Below are 20,543 nucleotides of genomic sequence, written 5' to 3' on the forward strand. Positions count from 1 at the left end.
GCAAAACTTTATGCATGCTGGTTGAGCCCCGCCTACGCCTTAGCCGGTCTCCACTCTCTACTCGTGACAGGTGCAAAGCTCGAACTCGTGGCCATCGGGGCTGGCCAGTACGATGGTCTTCGTGAATTCATCCGCGAGGCCGTCCAGAACCACGCTTGCCCCCAGTGCCTTGGCGCGGCTGAGAAACGGTTGCAAGTACGCTGCCTCGAATTCGAACACCGGCACACAGCCGCTGCCGACGAGCTCTTCGCCGAAGTCGTTCAACAGCAGGCCGAGGCGAACCTCGCCCACAAGGAACTCTGTCCACCGGTCCGACTTGCGGGCCGCCGGCTGTTCCAGCAGGCGCTCCCAGAAGGTCGTGGCGCTTGCCATATCGGTGACTTTGAAATATGCGGTGCGAATACGCATCGGTTGCTCCAGGACAAGGTGTGTCGAGAAGCTACAGACAATTCAGACGCGGGGCAAGCGGCCACGCGTTGCTCAGATTTGCTGGGGCAACTGCATCGGCCTAAGCGACTAGGCCACTGCACTGCCAAGCATGCCCATCAAGGTCAGCGCATTGCGCTGGCCTTGATCTTCGAAGCAGTTATTGAAGATCACATGCGTCTTCGCGGCACGGTCTGCGATCGCGCGAATCGACACCGCCAGTTCGCCGAGTTCGGCCTCGCTGTAGTCGTAGTTGAACCGGTCGGCGGCCGAGGCGCCCGCACCCGGGTTCCATGTCTCGGTGTTGCGTCCATGCAGACGCACCATCGAAAGCTGCGGATGCGTCACCTCCCATACGGTATCTACGCGGTTCGTCACGTCGGGCGGCGCATCCACGATCACGTGCGCCAGTTGCCGTTCGCGCAGAAACGCGAGCGTCGACGGTGCATGCGACTCATCCAGCCACGACTTGTTGCGAAACTCGACCGCCATCGTGTAACCGGCCATGCGTGCGGCGCATTCGTCCACATGCGCGAGGTCTTGCGGCGCGCTGGTGATCCACGGTGCGAACTGGAACAGCACCGCGCCGAGCCGCTGAGTCTGCCGCAAAGGTTCGAGCGCTTCGAGGTAACGCCGCCACATCTCGTCGCGGATCTCCGCCGGCAGATCGCGGTAGTAGAGGTTTTTCTTGCCGGTGGTGGCGGGCGTGCCCAGCGCCATCGCGATGTCCTTCGGCAGCACGTCGGGCGAGGTCTGGTGGCCGGTGAACAACCGGAACGCCTTGAAATTGAAGGTGAAGCCCGCTGGCGTGCGCTCCGCCCAAAGCTGCGAGTTGGTCGCCGACGGCATGCCGTAATAAGCAGAGTCGACCTCGACGAGCGGAAACAGCGAGGCATAGAAGCGCAGCCTGGCTTCGGCGCTGCTACAGCCGCGCGGATAGAAGCGCTTGCAGGCAATCAACGTTTTGTCGGTCCAGCCCGCAGTGCCGCATTGAATGTTCATCGTCGCCATCCTGTGGGCGTTGCAGCGCGCCTGCCTATGCTGCCGGTTCGGTATGTTCTGCGGAGTGTGCCAGCGCGCGGCGCAGGGCGGCGATATCGATCGGTTTGGACAGCAGGCAGGCACCGGGTATCGCGGTGCCGATCTCGGCGTGCTCGCCGTAGCCCGACATCAGGACGATCCGCAGGTCCGGCTGCGCCTGCCGCAAGCTGCGAGCCAGCGCGTCGCCGGACAGCCCCGGCAGGCTGAGGTCGCTCAACAGGATGTCGTAGCGCTCCTCGCGCGACAGTTCGAGGGCTTCTTCGGCGCTGGCTGCAGTAGTGCATTGGAGTCCGAAGGAAGCGAGCAACTCAGCCATCGCTTCGCGCGACGGCGCGTCGTCTTCGACCAGCAGCACGCGCATCGGTGTGGCGGCGGGTGCGCAGGCCGTTGCCGTGCCCGCGACGGGCGGTGCGAGCGTCGCGCGATGCGCGTTCAGCACGCCACGTACCTTGCGGGCGAGATCGTCGCGGCGATACGGCTTGCCAAGCAGCGTCACGCCAGGGTCGAGCTTGCCGTGGTGGAAAATCTCGTCGCGCGTGTAGCCGGAGGTGAACAACACGGGGATGGCCGGCGAGCGCAGGGCGGCCTGTTTTGCCAGCTCGGCGCTCTTTACCGCACCAGGCATCACGACATCGGTAAACAACAGATCAATGGGCACGTCGCTATCGATGAACTCCAGTGCCGCGTCGCCGTCCGGCGCGGTCAGCACTTTGTAGCCGAGCTGCGCCAGCATTTCGACAGCCGTCAGCCGCACGTCCGGGTCGTCTTCGACCACCAGGATCGTTTCGCGCCCGCCGAGCGGCGCGGCGGTTTCATTCATGAACTCGATGGTCTCGGCTTCGCGGCAGCGCGGAAAAAACAGCTGCACCGTGGTGCCTTCGTCGACCACGCTGCTGATCAGCGTATGGCCGCCGCTCTGCTTGACGAAGCCGAACACCATGCTCAGGCCGAGACCGGTGCCGTGGCCGTTCGGCTTGGTGGTGAAGAACGGTTCGACGGCGCGCTCCAGCACCTCGGCCGACATCCCGACGCCGGTATCGGCGATCGAAAATACCAGGTACTCGCCAGCAGGCAGATCGGCCGTGATCGGCCCGGCGTTGCCACTGACGAGGACATTCTCCGCGCGGATGGTGAGCGTGCCCTCGCCCTGCATGGCATCGCGCCCGTTGATCGCCAGATTGAGCAGCGCGTTTTCGAGCTGGTTGCGATCGGCCAGCACGTTCCAGAGATCGGCGCCGAGCACGTTTTCCACCCTGATCGTTTCGCCGAGCGCGCGGTGCAGCATTTCGCTCATCCCTTCGAGCAGCCGCCGCGGATTCAGCACGGCGGGCGAGAGCGGCTGGCGCCGGGCAAACGCGAGCAGGTGGGCGGCGAGGCGGGCGCCGCGTTGCACCGCCTGGGTGGCCGCAGCGATGCGGCGCTGGGTGGCCGGATGGTCGCCGGCGTCGGCGGCGAGCATCTGCAGGTTGCCGTTGATGACCTGCAGCACGTTGTTGAAGTCGTGCGCAACGCCGCCAGTGAGGCTGCCGATGGCTTCCATTTTCTGTGCCTGGCGTAGTTGCTCTTCAGCCAGCGCTCGTGCCGCGACGGCGTCGGTGACGCGTTGCTCGAGCGTCTCCGTGAGCTGGCGCAGCTCGGTCTCGGCGTGCTGCCGCGAGCGTTCGGTGAGCACGCGCCCGGTCGTTTCGACCACAACGGCGATCACGCCAGCGGGCGCACCGCTGTCGTCCGCCAGCGGGCTGTAGTACAGATCCATCCACACGTCTTCGGGCTTGCCGTTGCGCAGCAGGACCAGTTCCTTGTCACGGTACGAGAGCGTGCCGCCCGCGAGGCAGGTGTCCATCACATGACGGTTGAACGACGCCACCTCGGGCCAACCCATCTCGACGGGCCGGCCGAGCAGGAACGGATGGCGGCCGCCGGCGAAGATTGCGTACGCGTCGTTGTAGACCATGTAGCCCTGCTTGCCCCACAGCATCACGAGCGGCATGGGCGAGCCGAGCACCCATTGCACCGCTGCGACGAGACTTTGCGGCCAATCTTCGATGGGGCCCAGTTCGGTCGCCGTCCAGTCGAACGCCCGGATGCGTTCGGCCATTTCCCCTTTCCAACCGGGGCAGCCGTGGTCGTCTGCCATGAGTGGCATTGCTCTGCTCCACCGTTGTCACGTCGATAAGCGCGTTCCGACCGGCCGGGTGGACATCACGGATGGCGCGGACCGGGCAGGGTCGCTGGCCGGCCGTATTCGCGCGGCATGAGGAACGCGTGAGGACAGCAAATTATTGTAGGCCACAATGCCCGCTGGGTGATGCGCCACGCGTCGGGTTGGGTCGCCGCAAGGAGCGGCTGGCTTTGCATGATGGTAACGAGCTCACTCAGTGCTACTCCGGGTCGATGATAAAGACGGTGCCTGCATGCGGTAGCAATCCGCGTTCCTGGCCACGGGCGCGCACGCGGCCACGTCTGGTTGTTAGCTGGGGCAGGCTGTGGCATCGTTAGCTGGCTAAGCATCAATCGATAGCCCTCTGGACGCCACCACAATGCCGAAGAAAAACGCTGCTCGCCCCGCGCTCCCCAAGCCGAATGCCCGTATGGAGCTGCTGGTCACACAGCGCAATGCGAAGATGGCGCGTTCGGCGCATGCCTATGTGCGCGGCAACACCGCCAAGTTTTATGAGTGGCTCGACGGCATGGAGAGTCACGCGCTGCCGGAAGGACCTGCTGTGTGGATCTGCGGCGACTGCCATACCGGCAACCTTGGGCCGGTTGCGAATGCGCAAGGCCGTGTGGAGATCCAGATTCGCGATCTGGACCAGACGGTGATCGGCAATCCAGCGCACGATCTGATCCGGCTCGGCCTTTCGCTGGCAACCGCGGCACGCGGTTCGGATCTGCCTGGCGTCACCACGCTGCGCATGATGGAGGCATTGGCCGACGGCTACGAGCGTGCCTTCGACGACGCAGCGGATCACACCGATATTCAGGCCGAGAAGCCGGAGGCGGTGCGGGTGGTCATGAAGGAAGCACTGCGCCGCTCGTGGCAGCATCTGGCCGAAGAGCGGATTGAGGATATCGAGCCGCATATCCCGCTCGGCAAGCGTTTCTGGCCCTTGTCGAAAACCGAGCGCCGCGAGATTGCCGCGCTGTTCGAGAAGCGCACGCTCGCGCGTCTTGCAACCGAGTTGCGCTCGGAGGACGAAGCGGCCAAGGTCACCGTGCTCGATGCAGCCTATTGGGTGAAGGGCTGCAGTTCGCTCGGACGCTTGCGCTACGCCGTGCTGCTCGACGTCGATGGGGCAGTGCTGGATGGCGACGACCTGTGCCTGATCGACATCAAGGAAGCGACCCAGGCGGCGGCGCCGCGCTATGACGGCACACGCATGCCGCGCGACAACGCGCAGCGGGTGGTGGAGGGCGCGCGCCATCTTGCACCGTTTCTCGGCGAGCGCATGCGCGCGGCGCGTCTCGCCGAGCGCTCGGTCGTGATTCGCGAGCTGTTGCCGCAAGACATGAAGCTGACCATCGAACAATTGACGCGCGACGAGGCGATGAAGGCGGCGCGTTTTCTGGCTCTCGTGGTGGGCAAGGCGCACGCCCGCCAGATGGACGATAGCGACCGCAAGGCCTGGCTCGCCGCGCTGCGGCGCAGCCGCAGCAAGACGCTCGATGCCCCACCATGGCTCTGGAAGAGTATTGTCGAACTGGTGAGCGGCCATGAGGCCGGCTACCTCGAACACTGCCGGCGCTACTCGCTCGACGTCGGCGCATGATAGAGTGCGCCCGGCCTGCCGTCGGCAGGAGAACAATGCGCGGTGCAAGGCTGATTGAGCATGAGTATGAATATCGATTTCGAGTGCACGATGTGCGGCAAATGCTGCCACGATCTGCGTTTGCCGTTGACGGTCGCAGAAGCGCTCGCATGGGTGGGGCGCGGCAATGAGGTGCAGATTCTCTGCGAGGCCCTGCCCTGGCCCGAGGAGCCTGCCGCGGACAACCTGCAGGCGGCGCATAAGCGGCGCCGCTCGTTCGCTGCCATGAGCGGCAGCTTGCCGGCGCGGATCGTTGTGATCCTGACGGGCGCGTTTGCCGGCCCTTGTCCGAACCTGCAGGCCGATATGCGCTGCGGTATCTATGAGGCGCGGCCGCTCGTCTGCCGCATCTATCCGGCTGAAATCAATCCGTTTATCGAACTGGACCCGGCCAGCAAGGGTTGTCCGCCGGAAGCCTGGACGCCCGGCCTCGCGCCGCTTTTACGCGGTGGGAAACTGGTGGATGCGACGACTGCCGGCTTGATTCAGCGCTCACGTGCGGCCGATACGGCAGACGCGCCGGCCAAACAGGCGCTGTGCGCGCTGCTCGGCATCGATGTGGCGGCGCTGGCCAACGAAGGTTTTGTGGTCCATTCGCCACAACGCGCGGTGTTGCTGGCGGCGTTGGAGCAGGCGAGTGCTGCAGCGGCCGTTACTGGTGGCGCTGCGCTTAAAGCTCCCACGTCTGAAGATTTGCCGGTGTGGCGTTTCGTTTCGAACCGCCGGGCCACCGTCGACACACTGGAATCGGTGGGCGCGCTCGGCGCCTGGGTCGACCCCGCCGGCGAGACGCCGTTCCAGTATCTCGGCTTTTATCCGGCCGCCGCCTAGCCGCGCGGGTTGCCCGCCCCGAGGACGCAGAGCGTTAGTCGTTCTGCGTCAGACACTTGGGAGGTATGCACCCAGGTTGTCCACAGGCTTGCTCACAAAAAGTGGGGATAACTTAGTGTCAGGCAGCACGCTTGAGTCAGGCCGGCGCAGTTAGCAGCACCAGGCGTAGCGGCTTCATCCAATCGCGTTTCGGCGCGCCGACCCTGGATCCCACTCCGACGTAACAAGACAATCGCGTCCATTCGCTTTGGCGGCATAAAGACAGCGGTCGGCTTCGAGCACCCACTCGTTAATATCCCCCAGACCCGGACTGTACTCGGCCAAGCCCGCACTCGACGTGCAGCGTAGCGCTTCGCCGGCGTGGCCCGCTCGGGCGCGCAGATTAAACAACAGCCGCTCCACCATGCGTTGAGCTTCCGGCAGACGCACCCCCGGCATGATGACCCCAAACTCCTCGCCACCATAACGGCCGGCAATGTCCTGCGGGCGCAGGCTGCCGCGCAGAAACAGTGCAAAGCTGCGCAGCGCGGCATCGCCCGCGGCGTGGCCTTCGGTGTCGTTGACGTCCTTGAAGTGGTCGAGATCGAACAACACAAGGCAACAGGCTTCGCGGTCCTGGCGGCAGCGCTCGAACCATTCAGCGAGCAGATCTTCCCAGTGCCGCCGGTTCCACAAGCCGGTCAGGCCGTCGGTCTGGCTCAGGCGTTCGAGTTCGCGGGCCTGTTTCGCGAGCTTTTGCGACAGGCGATAGGTCAGCAAGCCGAGCGCGAGTGGATACAGAATCATGAACGGCAGGCAGGCCAGAATGGTCGGCATCTGCGATTGCGGCGCGAACGCGAGGCCCAGCAGGGCGGCGCCAAGGACCGCGCCAAGCAGTTGCGCGACGATGCCGCGTACGAACAGCCGCACACCGCCCGCGGCGATGCTATTCATGCTCAGCATGGCGAGAATCAACATACTGGGCAGAATGTTAAAGCGCATGGCAATTAGCCAGAAGCCGCCGAGTGCGGAGTCAATCATCAGATTGAAACGTTCGCCGCGATACGGCACGGTCCAGGCGAGCGCGGCGCGATAGGCAAGATGCGGCCAGATAAAGCCGTGAAAAATCAGCCCTGCCCATAACCAGGGGCTGACACGGGGTTGCGCTTGCGCAAACACCGAGGCCACACAGAAAAACCCGATGCCGAGGCCGATCACGCGCATTCGATAGAGGCGGGCGGCGAAGCGCTTTCCTTTTCCCGCTAGGCGATTCGTTTCCAACTTTGTTCCCGTGCGTCAGCGGCTCCGCTTAAGAGGGGCGCCGCCGGCCTCATGGCGTTAGGGCATTCGCAGGCGCATCGGCGTTTAAAAAACGCGCAGGCAACGCGCCCTGCATTATTCAGCCCATTCGTGCATAACGACCGATTGGTTTAAAGCCGTAGCATAAACCGGAGTTCGCTAATCGCGGTATAAGTCTGCGCGTTTATTAATCGGATTAATTGACGCGCGGCGGTTTTATTGATTATCGCGGCGGATCGGAACGGTTTGAACTGTTAAATACCTTGCAAAACGCGCGATGGCCGGCTTTTGCCCGCCCCTGCAACGGCAGGACATAGTCGTATCGCATCAGGCACTTAGACGACGTGCTACCAGGTTGTCCACAGGCTTGCTCACAAAAAGTGGGGATAACTTCGCGGTTTGCGAGGCGTTTTGCTGCGGCTTTAGAGCCGCGAGAGAGGAACGATGGTTGCAACCACACGTTCATGCCGAACGCATGCACGTGTGGTCGAGTTAATGTCCGGCTGTCCGATTCCCCGATCGTCCGGCTAATTCGTCAAGGACAGGTATGGCGACGTCAAAGCTGCCGGCGGGAACGGTTGCAGTCCGGCCTGTTTGGTAAAGCTATAGCGCACATACACAGCGGCCAGATATTCACGGTACTGATAGGCATTGCCGAGCGAGGCCATCGCGCCGACCGCGAGTTGCGGCGCGAGCTGATATTCGCCCACCGCTCTAAACGAGTAGGCGATACCGGTCTTGCTCTGGCCGGGATAGACCGCGCCGCTGTCGAGCGTAGTCGTGGTGATGCTGGCCATATTCGCGGCAGCTGCCGCCTGAGCCCCCGGACTATTCGGGAAGTACGGCGACGAGTCCAGCCGGTAGTGCTGTACGCCGATGGAGCCCTTCAGGTCGTAGGTGAACTGTCCATTGCGGCCCATGTACTCGATCGGCAGGTTCAGGATCACGTACTGTTGCGGGCTGAAATAGCCGCCCTGGCCGTAGGTAAAGTAGGAGAGGTTTTTGTCGTAGCGCATCAACGTCGTGTTGATGCCGACTGTGAAGGTCTGGTCGGCATCTTTGTAAATGCGTGTATAGACCCCGCCGCCGCCTTTGCCTGCGTAGTTGTCCTGGACGTTGTTGCCGGTGAGATACTGGAACGAGCCATTGAGGTACAGGCCGCTCGTGCCGTCGTCCCAGGAGATGCTGGCGAGCGCGCCGTTAGACACGACGCCGCCCCACTCGAGATTCTGCCCCTGGTCCTTGGCGCCGGCGTACGAGAGCAGGCTGTCGGTGACGGCCCGCCGGGCCACGGCTAGCGTGTACGACACCTTGTCGGTCACGCCGCCGTCGTACTCGAGGCCGCCGACCACATTCTCGACCGGAAAGCCGATCGGCGTGGTGCCGACATCGGCCTTCAGGCTGCGGGTTTCGTAGCCGACCGACAGGCCCACGCCGCTGGCGTTCTGCGCACCGAACTGGTTGGTGGCGCTGGTCACGGGCGTCGAGGCCGTGGGCTTGCCCGGCGTATAAGGCGCGAGGCCGGAGCCGAAGCGCGCGAGCGTCGAGAGCTGGCCGCTCGCCGTGCCCGCATCGAGCGTCACCGGCGTGGCCGTCACGACGATGTGACCGTTGCCGGCCTGGATGCGTCCCTCGATCGGCGCTTCGATATCGGTCAACTGTGACAGGCCGTCTTCGCCGGCGCGATCACGGAACACGATGCCGCCCGAGACGGTACTGGTCTGTTCGCGATTGACCTGGGCCAGTTCTTCCGAGACCCCGAGCGTCTGCGAGTTGGCCACACTGGCCGGCGAGGGCGCATAGCTGCCGTTACCAGCCGGCGCGGTTTGCGCCGCAGGCGTTTGCGGGTAATAGGGCTGGGCGTAGCCTGCGGGTGGCTGCGGAATGTATGGTTGCTGCGCGTAGTAGCCTTGAGCCGGGTAGCCCTGATTGCCGTAGTTCTGATTCGGATAGGGCTGCTGACCATATCCCTGTTGCTGCTGATAGGGTTGTGGCGCGTACCCTTGTTGTTGCGGATACGGCTGTTGTGCATAGGCCGGCTGCCCGTAGCCCTGCTGTTGCTGCGGATAGGGTTGCTGGCCGTAGTAAGGCTGCTGCTGTGCATAGCCTTGCTGCCCATACGGCGCCTGCGCATAAGTCGCGCCCTTGGCATTGCGTGTTGCAGTTTGCTTCTTGCTGGTCTTGCGCTGTGCGTTCGCGGTTCCCGTCGGGATCGCCGGATAGTAGGCCTGCCCCTGCTGCCCAGCGGCATTGGCCTGCGCTTCGCGCGCCGCCGGCGACATCGGCCAGGGCGTGGACACATAGGGAGCCGGTGCGCCATAGAGCTGCGCGGCTTGCGGGTAGGGCGGGTTATACGGCAACGGCGGTTGCTGGACCTGCGTCTGACCTTGGCCCGGGTACGGTTGCAAGGGCGCGGCGCCAGGCGCGCCGGTCTGGCTTGAACCGTCGTAGTCGGGACCGTAGCCGCCCGCTGCGTTGCTGGAGCTCGGTGCGGCCGACGGATTGGCGGGCAGCGCGGAAGGCGCGCCATAAGGTGTCATGGACGGAGCCACATACGGCGCCACGTAAGGCGCGGGCTGCGAGGGCGGCGGATAGTTCGGCACGGTCTGCGTCGGATAGGAAGGCTGCGTACTCGGGTAAGCGGCCGGCGGATAGGCTGCAGGCGCGCTGTACGCCCGGGCCGCGCCGCTTGCGTTGAACCCGCCGCTTGGGCTGGTGAAGCCGGAGCCGCCGGGCGCGCCTGTGGCGTCGGCCGGCGCAATGATGGCGGTTTTTCCTTCGAACGGATTGGTGCCGGGCAGCGGCGTCGCGCCGATCCGGCGCATCGCCACTTCCCAGCCACGTGGCACGTTGCTCGCCGAGCCGGCGCGCGGCGCGCCGCTCGTGACCGGCGTATTGGCCGCGATCAGCGAGCGCTGCAGGTAGGTCGAAGCCAGCGACAGCTTGCCTTCGGCACGGTACATACGGCCGACGGCGGCGAGCACGCCGGGATCGTCCGGCGCGGCATTGAGCGCCTGGGTCGCCAGCGCTTCGGCGTAGCGGAAATCTTTGCTGCCGGTCGCAGCCGGGATCGCGGCGAGCATCAGGCTCAGGTCGTCGGGGCGGCGCGTGAGCGCCACGCGGTAACTGGCGAGCGCATTGCGGTCGTCGCCCGCCGACGAATAGAGGCGTCCGAGCGAGGCCTGCAGGTCGGGATTGTCGGGCATTGCCGCGAGCCACGGTGCGATCACGTCGTAGGCGCTCGCCAGGTCGCCGCGCTGGCGGACGGCGTCGCACTGCCGCACGACGATCGCCAGGTTCAGATTGCCGAAATCGGTGCGCTGCTGCGGCGTCAGTTGCGTCGCGGCAAGCTGGCGCATCACGCTACCTAGTTCGGCATCCTGATGAGTGGCGAGCAGGATGCCGGCGTATTGCAACAGCAGATCCGTGTTGCCGGGCGCGGCGCTCATGGCGCTGCGCACGAGCCACAGCGCGCGGTTGGAATCGCCCGCCTGCTGATAGGCCGACGCCACCACGCCGATCAGCTCCGGGTTGCCGGCCGCCACCGGTTCCGCGCCTGCGAGCGTCGCGAGGGCCTGCTGGGTTTGCCCGCTCTTTGCCAACTGGATGGCCAGGCTCGCTTGCTGATGGACCCACAGGCGGTGCTGCAGGGTGCTCATCGCATCGGTGCGCTGGGCGAGCGGAATGCGGTCCAGTTGCGCGAGGCCGGTCGACCAGTCCTGGGTTTCCGCCGACAGCAGCGCACTCGCATAGAGCGCATCGGTCATGTCGGGATGGCTTGCCAGCAGTCCGTCCATCATGCTGCGCGCATTGCCGACCGCGCCCTGGCGCACGTAGATGCGGGCAAGGTCGAGACGCAGCCATGGATCGTCAGGATTGCTGAGCAGCGCATCTTCGAACAGGCTGCGGGCCGCGCCGAGATCGCCGCGCGCTTCGGCGGCACGCGCCTGGGAGGCCTGCGCCGCGCCGCGCAGACGGTTGATGCCGCCGGCTTTGGCCTGCTGTTCGGCGTTGAGCTGGTTGGCGAACTGCAGGGCTTCGTCGCCGCGGCCTTGCGCGGCCAGCGCACCGACGAGGCCGCGAATCGCATCGGGGTTGTCGGCCTGGCGGCGCAGCGCCATCCGGTACGCCTGTTCGGCGCCGACCGGGTCGCCGTTGTTCAGCAGCATCTCGCCGAGCAGCACCTGCGCCGTGACGTCGGACGGATTGAGCGCAATCGCGCGCTCGAACAGCGACTTGGCCTTGGCGAATTCGCCGTTGCTGCGCGCACCGATGGCGTCGCTGGTGTAGGTCCAGTAACTCGCGCTCAGCAGCGCGTCTTTCCAGCGCGCCGGATTGCCGCTGCGCGAGGCCCGTTCGAGGTAGTCGCGCGCTTCGGAGAAATGCTCCTGCTTGAGTGCCGCGATGCCCATGCCGCCGAGCGCGTCGCTGTCGTTCGGGCTGCTCGCCAGCACCGCCGAGAATTTGGCGCGGGCAGTGGCGAGGTCGCTGCGGTCGAGCGCCGCGAAGCCGTCAGCGATGGTGCGGCCGCGCGCATCGACAGCGGCGTTTTGCTGCGCCCGTTCGCGGGCGGAGGCGTCCTGCTGCACCATCGAGTCGTAGCGCGCCTTGACGGCGGAGTCATCGGGCGCGAGCTGCAAGTAGCTCTGGTAGAGCGGGGCGTCCGAGGCGCGGGCGTCGAGCCACAGCAACGCCTGGCGCCAGCTCTTGCGCGCCGCTGCGCCCACCGCGTTGTCGCCGGAGAGCTTCTGGAGCTGTGCAATGCCTTCGCGGCGCGTAACGTCGCGATAGGTCAGGTGCTGAGCGTAGGCGAGCGCGTAGCGCGGGTCGTCCGGATTCTGCTGCGCGAGCTGCTGCAGGCCGCGGCGCGCCTGGTCCCAGCCTTGCGGGGTCGCGGCGAGCGCCTGGTAGTACTCGAGCTGCAACTCCGGCGTAGCGGGTTTGCCTTGCAGAGCGCGCTGATATTCCTGCACGGCGCTGGCGGCCTGGCCGCTTTGCTGCAGACGCCGCGCGTCATTGACGGTCTGGTCGCGCAGACTGGATTCGCCGAGACGCCGGCCTAGTTCGTCGATGTTCGGGTAGTTCGGCGCCACTTCACGCAAGCGCGCCAGGTACTGTTGCGCGCCGCTGCCGTCCTTGCGGTCGGCGAGCACCATGCCCATGCCGAATAGCGCATCGGGCTGCTTCGGATCGATGCGCAACACCTTCTGCCACGCCTGCTCGGCGAGGTCGCCGCGGTGGTGCGCCTGCCAGTACTTGCCCTGGTCGATCAGGACGTTGAGCGGATCGGCCGAGGTCTCGGCAAAGGCAACGGGGGGCAGCGTCGCGGTAGCGACGCTAACGAGGCTCAGCGCCAGCGCGAGGGCGCTCAATCGCATGCGTTTCTCCAACTCGGCACAAGCCGGCCGGCTTCGTCGAAGCGATAGCGGCCGTCGATGAATCCGGTGCCGAACAAGCCCAGCACACGATCGTAATAGACAGGTTCGCGACCTGCAACGGGGTTGTCGAGCGCTGCCAGATGGGTGCGCGCGAGGGCGAGTCCACGCTCGTCGCCGAGCGCCTTGAAGTAAGGCGCAAGCGCCCCCCAGTAGCTGAGCGGCCCTTCGCCGCTCACCATGCCGGTGGTCGCCGCGACCTTCTCGGGCGGAAAGCCGGCCTGGGCGACCTGGTTGCGCATGCCGCCGAGCGCCGCGAGCCAGGGCCTGGCGAGCGGATCGGAGGGCGCCGTCATGCCGGCCCACAGATAGACGCGAATCGCATCGTAGCTGCCGGTGTCGCCGCTTTTCGGATCGACCACGAACTGGCCGGCGCGCCACGCAGCCCAGTCGGGCACGAAGCCCTGCGGCGCCGTGGTCTTGACGAGCTGATAAGCGTTGTCGGCGAGCTTGCTCCACGGGCCGCCCGGTTGCGCCTTGGCCAGTGCGCGCAGCACGGGCAACGGCAAGTAGCTTGGGTTGACGCGTGTCACGCCAGCGCTCTGGAAGCCTTGCGGGCCGGGCAGCAACATCGGGCCGAGGCCGGCCAGGTTCGCGACTTCCTTGCTCGCGATCTGCGCGGCAAGCGCTTCGCCCAGTTTCGTATAGCCGGCGTCATGCCACAGGCGGCCTGCTTGCAGCAGGTCGTAGGCGATCCACAGGTCGGAGTCCGAAGCAGAATTCGGATCGAGCACGCCGTACGAGCCATCCGGCTTTCTACCCCATTGCCATGCAGGCAGGCGCACCTCCTGTGCATCGAACTGGTTGCCGGCGAGGTTGGTGCGGGTCCAGTCGAGCAGCCGGTCGAAGGTGGCGCGGTCGTTCGCCACCAACGCGAAGAACATGCCGTAGGACTGGCCTTCGGAGGTGGTCTGCTGGGTGGGCGTCGAATAGTCGATCACGCGCCCGTCGGCCTGCACGAAGCGTTGGACGAAGCTGCGGTAGGCTGGCCAGTCGCATTGCGCGGCCGTGGCGGCAGTGGTCGCAGCCGCGCTCGATGAGGTGAGCGAAGCAATCAGACCGACTGCCAGCGCCCAAGGTGCCGTGTTGAATTTGACCGGCATATCAATCCTTCAGGCGGCGCGCCGCGATCGAGCGCAGCGCACGGTAGAACAGCGCGGCGATGATCAACGCCGCGAGTATGCCGCCCAGCAGCAGCAGGAGCGGATGCGACGACAGCGCCCAGCGCAGGTATTCCTCTGGCGACAGGTGGCCGAGGTAGTAGGCACTGCCGTTCGAGGTAATGGTGACGCTGCGGCCATGGATCACGGCCATCGCGCCTTGAATCTGCGGCAGCACGTCGGCATCGAGCAGGGCCGAGCTCAGGTCGGCATCCGACTGGCCGGCCGCGCTGACGAACGCCACCGCGCTGCGCTGCTTCTGCAATGGCGATTCGAAGCCGGTCAGGAGCGCCGCGCCGTTCGAGCTGACGAGCGACAGGTCGGCGCGCGCCGGCGCGCGTTCCACGCCGCGCTCGCCGTGCCACCAGTCTTCCAGCTTGAAGACGATGTCGGAGAGCTCGAAAGTGCGCGAGTCGCCGTCGCTCGAAAACGGCATCGCTTTGGCCCAGCGTTGCAACAGCGGCTGGCGGCCGGGGGCGCCGAAAATCAACAGGTCTTTGCCGGCGAACTGATCCACCTGGTCGGCGGTCGTCACGATCACGCCGGTGGCTGGGTAGCCGGTCGAGGCGCCCATGCGGCCCATCTCCAGCAGGTACAGGCTGTAGTCGCTCGAATCCGCATCGTTCGGCAGGATCACCGCGGTTTCGGACAGGTCGGCCATGCGCGTGAACGGGAAGCCGCTATTGGCGAACGCCGCCAGATCGGGCAGCGCCATGTAGTGCGGGAACGACGACAGGTCGATGCTCGAATTCGGATCGATCGAGCCGACCACGTTATCCAGCAGCCGGCCATGGCATTCGCCGGTGTCCGGAATGTCGTAGTAGAAGTGCAGCCGCAACTGCGCACGCGGCGTCAGCAGCAGCGGCGGAATGTAGACGGTGCGCCGCGTGTCGGCGCTGTTGTCCGGCAGGATGTTGTTGAAGTAATGGCCGAGGTCGAACACCGAGGCGGCCCGCGCCGGAATCGGCAGGGCCTGCACGAAGCCGTCGTTGATACTGATGTTCAGCGACGAGCGGTCCGGCGCCGGACGCACCGTGTAGCGGTAGCGCAGGTCGATCGGCGCGCCCTTGGTGTGCCACATGAACAGGTCGGGCGGCACGCGCAGATTGACGCGCACGGCGTCGGCGTCGTAGCCGGACACGCTCAGGTCGCGCGCTTCGGCGAGTTCGCCGAAGCGCACCGGACGATTGGTGGGCAGCCAGTTGGGCGCATCGTACGGCGCACGCGGGGCGAGTTCGTTGAGTTGGGTGATGGTCGCGCTTTCGCCGGACAGCACGCTCTGGCCGACGCCGAGCGCTTTGGCGGCGGTCTTCAGTTCGGCCTCGGTGCGCCCGAGCACCAGCAGCAGCTTGCCGCGCGCCGGCGCTTCGCGGTCCACCACCGCAATGGTCGGCCCGGAGATGGCCGGAATCGTCACGCCCGCGGGTCGCTGGTCGGCGGTGGCGAACACCACTGCGTTGCCCGACAGCGGCGCTTCGTCGATCTGGGCGGGGAACAGGGCGCCGCGATAGCCAGCCAGCGCGCCGAACCACGAGGCGACGATGCCGGCGGCTTCCAGCGTCTCGGAGCCCGGCTTGGCCGGGAACACGAACGGCAGTTCGAGGCGCCGCACGTCGCGGCGATCGAAGAACGGCTGCGGCAGCGCCGCCAGATCCGGCTTGCTGGTGAGCGAGGCGTAGGTCAGATCGAGCGAACTCGCATTGCTGACGGTGGCCCACAGCGACGAGTTTGCCGGGTCTTCGCACTGCTGCGTGTAGTGGCCGATCAACTGCACGTTGAGATGGTTGAACTCGGTGATGAAGCGCGGATCGATCGAAACATCGCGCGCCACCAGCATGCCGGCCTGTTCGTGCGGCACTGGCAGCGTCGCCGCCACTTCGCCGTTCACCAGCACCTTCAACTGCGAGATCGACGGCAGCAGGGCCGGCGAGTAACTGTAGACCAGGTGCAGGATCGCCCCGGTCACCACTTCGTCGTTGCGTACCGAGAAGGCGATGCCGTTCTGGCCGTCGACGCCGCGCAATTGCAGCGGATCGCGCGCGCCGTAGTCGGCGAAGGTCAGCGACTGGCGGCGGCCGCCCGGCACCAGCGTGCCCGGTTCGGCGGTGGTCGGCGTCTTGATGCCGAGCGCCTTGACCGAGGACGCGGCGAGTGCCGGGGTCGGCGTGGCCAGTGCCGGCTGGTTGATGGTATTGGGATCCAGGGGCACAGCTGCGCTCGGGGCGGGCACGTTGCCCACGCCGGTGGCGACCGGCGTGCCCGGGGGCGCCACCGCGCGCGGCGAACTCGCGGCGAGTCCGGCGGCGGCCGCCAACGGCGCCGCAAATGCGGTCTGCAGAGCCAGCCAGCAGGCAAGTGCGCGAACGAGCCGACGCGAACGCAAAGGCGTCGCTCCCCCCGTCATGCCGCGCTCGCCTTGCAAGTGTTGTGTGTGTGTCTGCGCAATCCCTTTGCCCATAAGTCAGTCTTTTTTCGTTTCCAGCTTTTTGACGTCGATTGGGCGGCTTCGCATCGAGCCGCGCAGGTCTTCGTAGAGATGTTCGAACAGGCCGCCGATCCCGCGTGCGCCGACCAGCAATACGTGTGAGAGTCCGCGCAACGGGGTGTCCTGCGGACGCCCCTCGGCCCAGCCCATCCAGGCATCGGCGCGTGCAAAGGTGGACTTCACGAACTCGTATTCCTGCTCGCGCGACATCGCATCGAAACGCAAGCCGACCCGGCCGGGCGCCGCGAAGCCGACCGTCGCAGGGAACGCATATTCTTCGTCGCCGCGAAACAGCGACACGGTGACGCGTTCATGCATCGGCACCTCGATGCCGTTCGGCAGTTCGACGCCCACACCGCCTTCCGAGTAGTCGATGGTCTGGCAAGCCAGCGTGCGGCCGGTTGAAAATTTCAGCATCACGGGCATTTTCATCGCCACGCGGTGCACCGCACGAATCTGCCTGCGCTCGCTCGCCGCAGCCACGCTCGCGCCGAGGATCAGCATGTTGTAGCAGGTCCACGCCAGATTGAGCACGGTGGTTTGTACTTCGCTGTGCACGCCCCACTTCAGGTAGATGTGCACGACCCCGGTGAGGAAACCAATCAGGTTCAACAGCAGCAGGAACAGATAGGGACGCGAGATGGCCCAGTCGAAGTAGTTCTTTTCGATCTGGCCGCCCTTGGCCGTGACGTTGAATTTGCCGAGTTTCGGATTGATCAGCGCGAGCAGCGTCGGCGCGGTGATGTACGAGGCCAGTACCGATTCATACACCTCCGCCCAGAATGAATGGCGGAACAGGCGCTGCATGCGCGAGTTGGTGATGCTCGCATGCATCATGTGCGGCAGGGCGTAGATGGCGATCGTGCTGGCCGCCGCTTCGATCACGTGTGCGCCGAAGAACAGGAACGACAGCGGCGCGGTCAGGAACACGAGGCGCGGCACGCCGTAGAAGAAGTGCATCATCGCGTTCAGGTAGCACAGCCGCTGGCCGAGCTTCAGACCCTTGCCCGTCAACGGATTGTCGATCCGGAAAATCTGCGTCATGCCGCGCGCCCAGCGAATCCGCTGGCCGATGTGGCCCGAGAGGCTTTCGGTGGCGAGTCCCGCCGCCTGTGCAATCGCAAGATAAGCGGTGGTGTAGCCGAGGCGGTGCAGCTTCAGCGCGGTGTGGGCATCTTCGGTGACGGTCTCCACCGCAATGCCGCCGATCTCCTCGACCATCGTACGGCGCAACAGCGCGCACGAGCCGCAGAAGAAGGTTGCGTTCCACAGGTCGTTGCCGTCCTGCACCAGGCCGTAGAACAGCTCGCCCTCGTTCGGCACCTTGCGGAAGGTGCCGAGGTTGCGCTCGAACGGGTCGGCCGAGAAGAAATGGTGCGGCGTCTGCAGCATCGACAGCAGCTTGTCGCGCAGGAACCAGCCGAGGCCAATCTGCAGGAACGAGCGGGTGGGGATGTGATCGCAGTCGAAGATCGCCAGGTATTCGCCGTTGGTGATCTTCAGCGCTTCGTTGATGTTGCCGGCCTTCGCGTGGCGGTTGTGGGTGCGGATCGTCCAGTTCACCCCGACTTCCTCGCAGAACGCCTTGAACTCCGGGCGGCGGCCGTCGTCGAGCACATGGATGGACAGCTTGTCGCCCGGGTAGTCGAGCGCCAGCGCCGCGTAGATGGTCGGTTTGACGACCGAGAGCGGCTCGTTATACGTTGGGATGAACACGTCGACCGTGGGCCATGCGTTGCGGTCGGCCGGCAACGGCATCGGCTCGCGCTTGAGCGGCCAGGCGGTCTGGAAGTAGCCGAGCATCATGACGACGGTCGAATAGACTTCGGCCGACACCAGCAGCAGGCCCCAGACGGCGTCGAGCGGGTGTTCCCAGTAAGTCGTGGCAGTCAGCCGCCAGAACATATAGCGGCCCGACGCGACCACCGACAGCATGATCATCACGAGCGTCGCATAGCGGCCCTGCAGGCGGCGAAACAGCAGCGCGCAGATAAAGCAGCAGGTCGCGAAGGTCAGTTGCTCGTAGAACTCCAGCGGCACGGTGAACACGAAGTACAGGATCACCAGCGCGAACAGCGTCAGGCAGATCACGACCGGCGTACTGCTCCATAGTCGCGCGTCGACGATGCGCTCGAGCCGCGAGGGTGGCGCGGCGGATTCGATACCCTGCGGTTGCGGTGTGCTCATGCGACACTCCCCGGCGAAACGGCGATCGCGTCGACCCGCGACATCAGCCACTGGCCGCAAGCCCGGAAATCGGCGGCGGCCTGGCTGAGCGGGTCGTAGTGGATCAGCGTGGTGTCGCAGGCGAGCGACTCGCTGACCCCTTCGTCCTGGTGAATGACCCCAGGAAACAGTCTGTCGCCAAGCAGATGGCGCAGCACCTTGAGGACGTCTTTACTTAACTGGCGCGACTGGTCGACCTGGTTGACGACGTAGCCTTCGCCGCCGAAGTCGGGGCGCGGCGCGGCATAGGCCTCGATCATCCGCTCCATTTGCGGAATCGCCGCATAGGACGCTGCGTCGGCGAGCACCACGTTTAGCGCGAAGGTCGCCGCGCACAATGCGGTGCGGGTATAGACCGACGAGCCCGGTGGCGTGTCGATGATCACGATGTCGGATGCATCGAGCCCGAGCGTGCCGAGCGAGCGCACGAGCCATAGCGGGTCGCGGTCGAGATGCGCTTCGAAGCGGCGCCGGTCGTCTTCAATCACAGCGCCGTACGGCAGCACGGTCACGCCATCGACGCCGTCGAACATGACGCTCTGCCACGCATCGCCGCTCAGGGTGGCGCGCGACAGGCCGTCGATGCTGTCGAGCGGCACGCCGAAATGCAGGCGCAGCGCGTTTTGCGGATCGAGATCCAGCGCGATCACGCGCCGGCCGTTGGTGGCGAGAACGGAAGCAAGATTGGCGGCGAGGGTGGTCTTGCCGACGCCACCCTTCGCGGACACGACCGCAATGACTTTCATGAGCGACGCGGGCCGTTGGTCAGCCACGAATGGGGAGCTGGCGCCGCGGTTGTGCCGGCGTCGCCGCGCAAACGGGCGAATACGGAGCCCAGCGGCGCCGGTGCGGATTCAGCGGTGGCGGGCGCTGCGGCAGACGGCGTGGGTTGGGGCGCGGCCGGGGCGAACAGCTTGCCGAGAATCGAGGGCGGCTCGGCTTTGGGCGTGGCCGCTGCGGCCGCTGCCGCAGCACGGGCTGGAGCCGCGGTTGCTGCGGGCATAGCGGGCGCGACGGATGCCACCGGCGCTGCCGGCTGCTGGCGGGCGGCAACGGGAACTGCGAGCCTTGCCGAAAACGCCGGAATCGCAGGTGTGCGCAGCGTGGTTGCACTTGCCGTGACGCCGCCGGCGACAACGGGCGGTACGGTGGCGGATAACGGCGGCCTCGCCGCAGCGGGCGTGAGCGCCGGGGCGACAGCGGGAATCGCAGGTGTCGCGGGCGCCGTAACAGCATGCCCCGGCGCCGTCACCGGCGTTCCGTGGCCCGACGAGCCATCGTCCAGGGCAGCGGGCGCCGCCACCGCTACCGGTGCTGGAGCAGTTACCGGCACGGCGTTCGGCTCGGCCTGATCCGCGCCAGGCACGGCTTCAATGACTGATGGAATAGCGGAAAAGCGCTCTGCGCCACGCGGGGTCTCGGGCTTGGTAGCGGCATTACCGACCGGCGGAATGGTGCGCCGGTGCGAGCGCGTGAAAAGCGGCGCCTTGCTGCGCAGAAGCGCGCTGGCGGTTTGCTCCGGTTGAGCAGGGCCGGCCGTCTGCGCGTCGCCTTGCTGCGCTTCCACTTGCGTATGCGGATCGGCTGCGACGGCCTGCTTCGACGCCGGGTCGCGCGGTTGTGCAATGGCCGGAATGGACGGTTGCTTCAGATCCAGCGTGACGAGCAACGGCCAGCGCGTGCGCGCCGAGCTTGCTTCGTTCTCGCGGCCAATTTCCTGGTAGTCGCCAGGATTGCCGCCAAAATGCCCGAAGAGTGTTTCGATGTCGCTGGAAGGACTCATGTTGCCGCCGTCTTGTTCAAGTCTGTCTGGTCTTGTGCTGTCCGCTTTTTACCAGCTTTGAGCGCCGGT

The 20,543-nt window shown here is 65.7% G+C and carries 12 protein-coding genes; 2 read left to right on the plus strand and 10 right to left on the minus strand.

The window, feature by feature from the left end:
• Positions 1 to 57 precede the first annotated feature (57 nt).
• The 3 genes from BLQ92_RS06915 to BLQ92_RS06925 form a co-directional block, all read right to left on the minus strand.
• Entirely contained in the window at positions 58 to 408 is a 351-nt protein-coding gene (locus tag BLQ92_RS06915; protein WP_090682790.1) for a VOC family protein, read from the minus strand.
• A 108-nt stretch (positions 409 to 516) separates the two neighbouring features.
• Entirely contained in the window at positions 517 to 1,428 is a 912-nt protein-coding gene (locus tag BLQ92_RS06920) for a DUF72 domain-containing protein (RefSeq protein WP_090683001.1), read from the minus strand.
• Between the two features lie 34 nt (positions 1,429 to 1,462).
• Positions 1,463 to 3,613 (minus strand): hybrid sensor histidine kinase/response regulator, encoded by a 2,151-nt coding sequence (locus BLQ92_RS06925; protein WP_090682792.1) that lies wholly within the window; start codon positions 3,611 to 3,613, stop codon positions 1,463 to 1,465.
• A gap of 394 nt (positions 3,614 to 4,007) precedes the next feature.
• Between BLQ92_RS06925 and BLQ92_RS06930 the strand changes: the two genes are divergently transcribed.
• Both BLQ92_RS06930 and BLQ92_RS06935 read left to right on the plus strand, forming a co-directional pair.
• The gene (locus tag BLQ92_RS06930) at positions 4,008 to 5,237 is read left to right on the plus strand and encodes a DUF2252 domain-containing protein (protein WP_090682794.1); all 1,230 of its coding nucleotides are present in this window, start codon (positions 4,008 to 4,010) and stop codon (positions 5,235 to 5,237) included.
• Between the two features lie 66 nt (positions 5,238 to 5,303).
• Positions 5,304 to 6,107, plus strand: coding sequence for a YkgJ family cysteine cluster protein (locus BLQ92_RS06935; RefSeq protein ID WP_090682795.1), 804 nt, complete (start codon positions 5,304 to 5,306; stop codon positions 6,105 to 6,107).
• Positions 6,108 to 6,281: 174 nt separating this feature from the next.
• Here the strand turns inward: BLQ92_RS06935 and BLQ92_RS06940 are convergent, their stop codons facing one another.
• From BLQ92_RS06940 to bcsP, 7 genes are all read right to left on the minus strand, one after another.
• A complete protein-coding gene (locus tag BLQ92_RS06940) occupies positions 6,282 to 7,367 on the minus strand; it encodes a diguanylate cyclase (RefSeq protein WP_244106067.1) in 1,086 nt (361 codons plus the stop codon).
• 545 nt (positions 7,368 to 7,912) lie between these two features.
• Positions 7,913 to 12,763: a cellulose synthase subunit BcsC-related outer membrane protein gene (locus BLQ92_RS06945; protein ID WP_090682798.1), complete on the minus strand. Its 4,851-nt coding sequence runs from the start codon at positions 12,761 to 12,763 to the stop codon at positions 7,913 to 7,915.
• Positions 12,754 to 13,923 carry a cellulose synthase complex periplasmic endoglucanase BcsZ gene (gene bcsZ / locus BLQ92_RS06950; RefSeq protein ID WP_090682800.1) on the minus strand — a complete coding sequence of 390 codons (1,170 nt, stop codon included), beginning with the start codon at positions 13,921 to 13,923 and terminating at the stop codon, positions 12,754 to 12,756. Before bcsZ ends, BLQ92_RS06945 begins: the two co-directional genes overlap by 10 nt.
• A gap of 1 nt (position 13,924) precedes the next feature.
• Positions 13,925 to 16,438 carry a cellulose biosynthesis cyclic di-GMP-binding regulatory protein BcsB gene (gene bcsB / locus BLQ92_RS06955; RefSeq protein ID WP_090682802.1) on the minus strand — a complete coding sequence of 838 codons (2,514 nt, stop codon included), beginning with the start codon at positions 16,436 to 16,438 and terminating at the stop codon, positions 13,925 to 13,927.
• 3 nt (positions 16,439 to 16,441) lie between these two features.
• On the minus strand, positions 16,442 to 18,652 hold the full coding sequence (gene bcsA / locus BLQ92_RS06960; protein ID WP_090682804.1) for a UDP-forming cellulose synthase catalytic subunit: 2,211 nt from the start codon (positions 18,650 to 18,652) through the stop codon (positions 16,442 to 16,444).
• Positions 18,649 to 19,437 carry a cellulose biosynthesis protein BcsQ gene (bcsQ, locus tag BLQ92_RS06965; RefSeq protein ID WP_090682805.1) on the minus strand — a complete coding sequence of 263 codons (789 nt, stop codon included), beginning with the start codon at positions 19,435 to 19,437 and terminating at the stop codon, positions 18,649 to 18,651. The genes bcsA and bcsQ overlap by 4 nt, the downstream gene beginning before the upstream one ends.
• Positions 19,434 to 20,474, minus strand: a complete 1,041-nt coding sequence (gene bcsP / locus BLQ92_RS06970; protein WP_090682808.1) for a cellulose biosynthesis protein BcsP — start codon at positions 20,472 to 20,474, stop codon at positions 19,434 to 19,436. The genes bcsQ and bcsP overlap by 4 nt, the downstream gene beginning before the upstream one ends.
• Positions 20,475 to 20,543: the final 69 nt, after the last annotated feature.

Source organism: Paraburkholderia phenazinium (assembly GCF_900100735.1).
Taxonomy (GTDB): Bacteria; Pseudomonadota; Gammaproteobacteria; order Burkholderiales; family Burkholderiaceae; genus Paraburkholderia; species Paraburkholderia phenazinia.

Bases quoted from the DNA above. Each gene is read 5' to 3' on its own strand.
- bcsA (WP_090682804.1), bottom strand. From the start codon at position 18,652: ATGAGCACACCGCAACCGCAGGGTATCGAATCCGCCGCGCCACCCTCG.
- BLQ92_RS06945 (WP_090682798.1), bottom strand. From the start codon at position 12,763: ATGCGATTGAGCGCCCTCGCGCTGGCGCTGAGCCTCGTTAGCGTCGCT.
- BLQ92_RS06920 (WP_090683001.1), bottom strand. From the start codon at position 1,428: ATGAACATTCAATGCGGCACTGCGGGCTGGACCGACAAAACGTTGATT.
- BLQ92_RS06935 (WP_090682795.1), top strand. From the start codon at position 5,304: ATGAATATCGATTTCGAGTGCACGATGTGCGGCAAATGCTGCCACGAT.
- bcsQ (WP_090682805.1), bottom strand. From the start codon at position 19,437: ATGAAAGTCATTGCGGTCGTGTCCGCGAAGGGTGGCGTCGGCAAGACC.
- BLQ92_RS06915 (WP_090682790.1), bottom strand. From the start codon at position 408: ATGCGTATTCGCACCGCATATTTCAAAGTCACCGATATGGCAAGCGCC.
- BLQ92_RS06930 (WP_090682794.1), top strand. From the start codon at position 4,008: ATGCCGAAGAAAAACGCTGCTCGCCCCGCGCTCCCCAAGCCGAATGCC.
- bcsP (WP_090682808.1), bottom strand. From the start codon at position 20,474: ATGAGTCCTTCCAGCGACATCGAAACACTCTTCGGGCATTTTGGCGGC.
- bcsZ (WP_090682800.1), bottom strand. From the start codon at position 13,923: ATGCCGGTCAAATTCAACACGGCACCTTGGGCGCTGGCAGTCGGTCTG.
- BLQ92_RS06925 (WP_090682792.1), bottom strand. From the start codon at position 3,613: ATGCCACTCATGGCAGACGACCACGGCTGCCCCGGTTGGAAAGGGGAA.
- bcsB (WP_090682802.1), bottom strand. From the start codon at position 16,438: ATGGGCAAAGGGATTGCGCAGACACACACACAACACTTGCAAGGCGAG.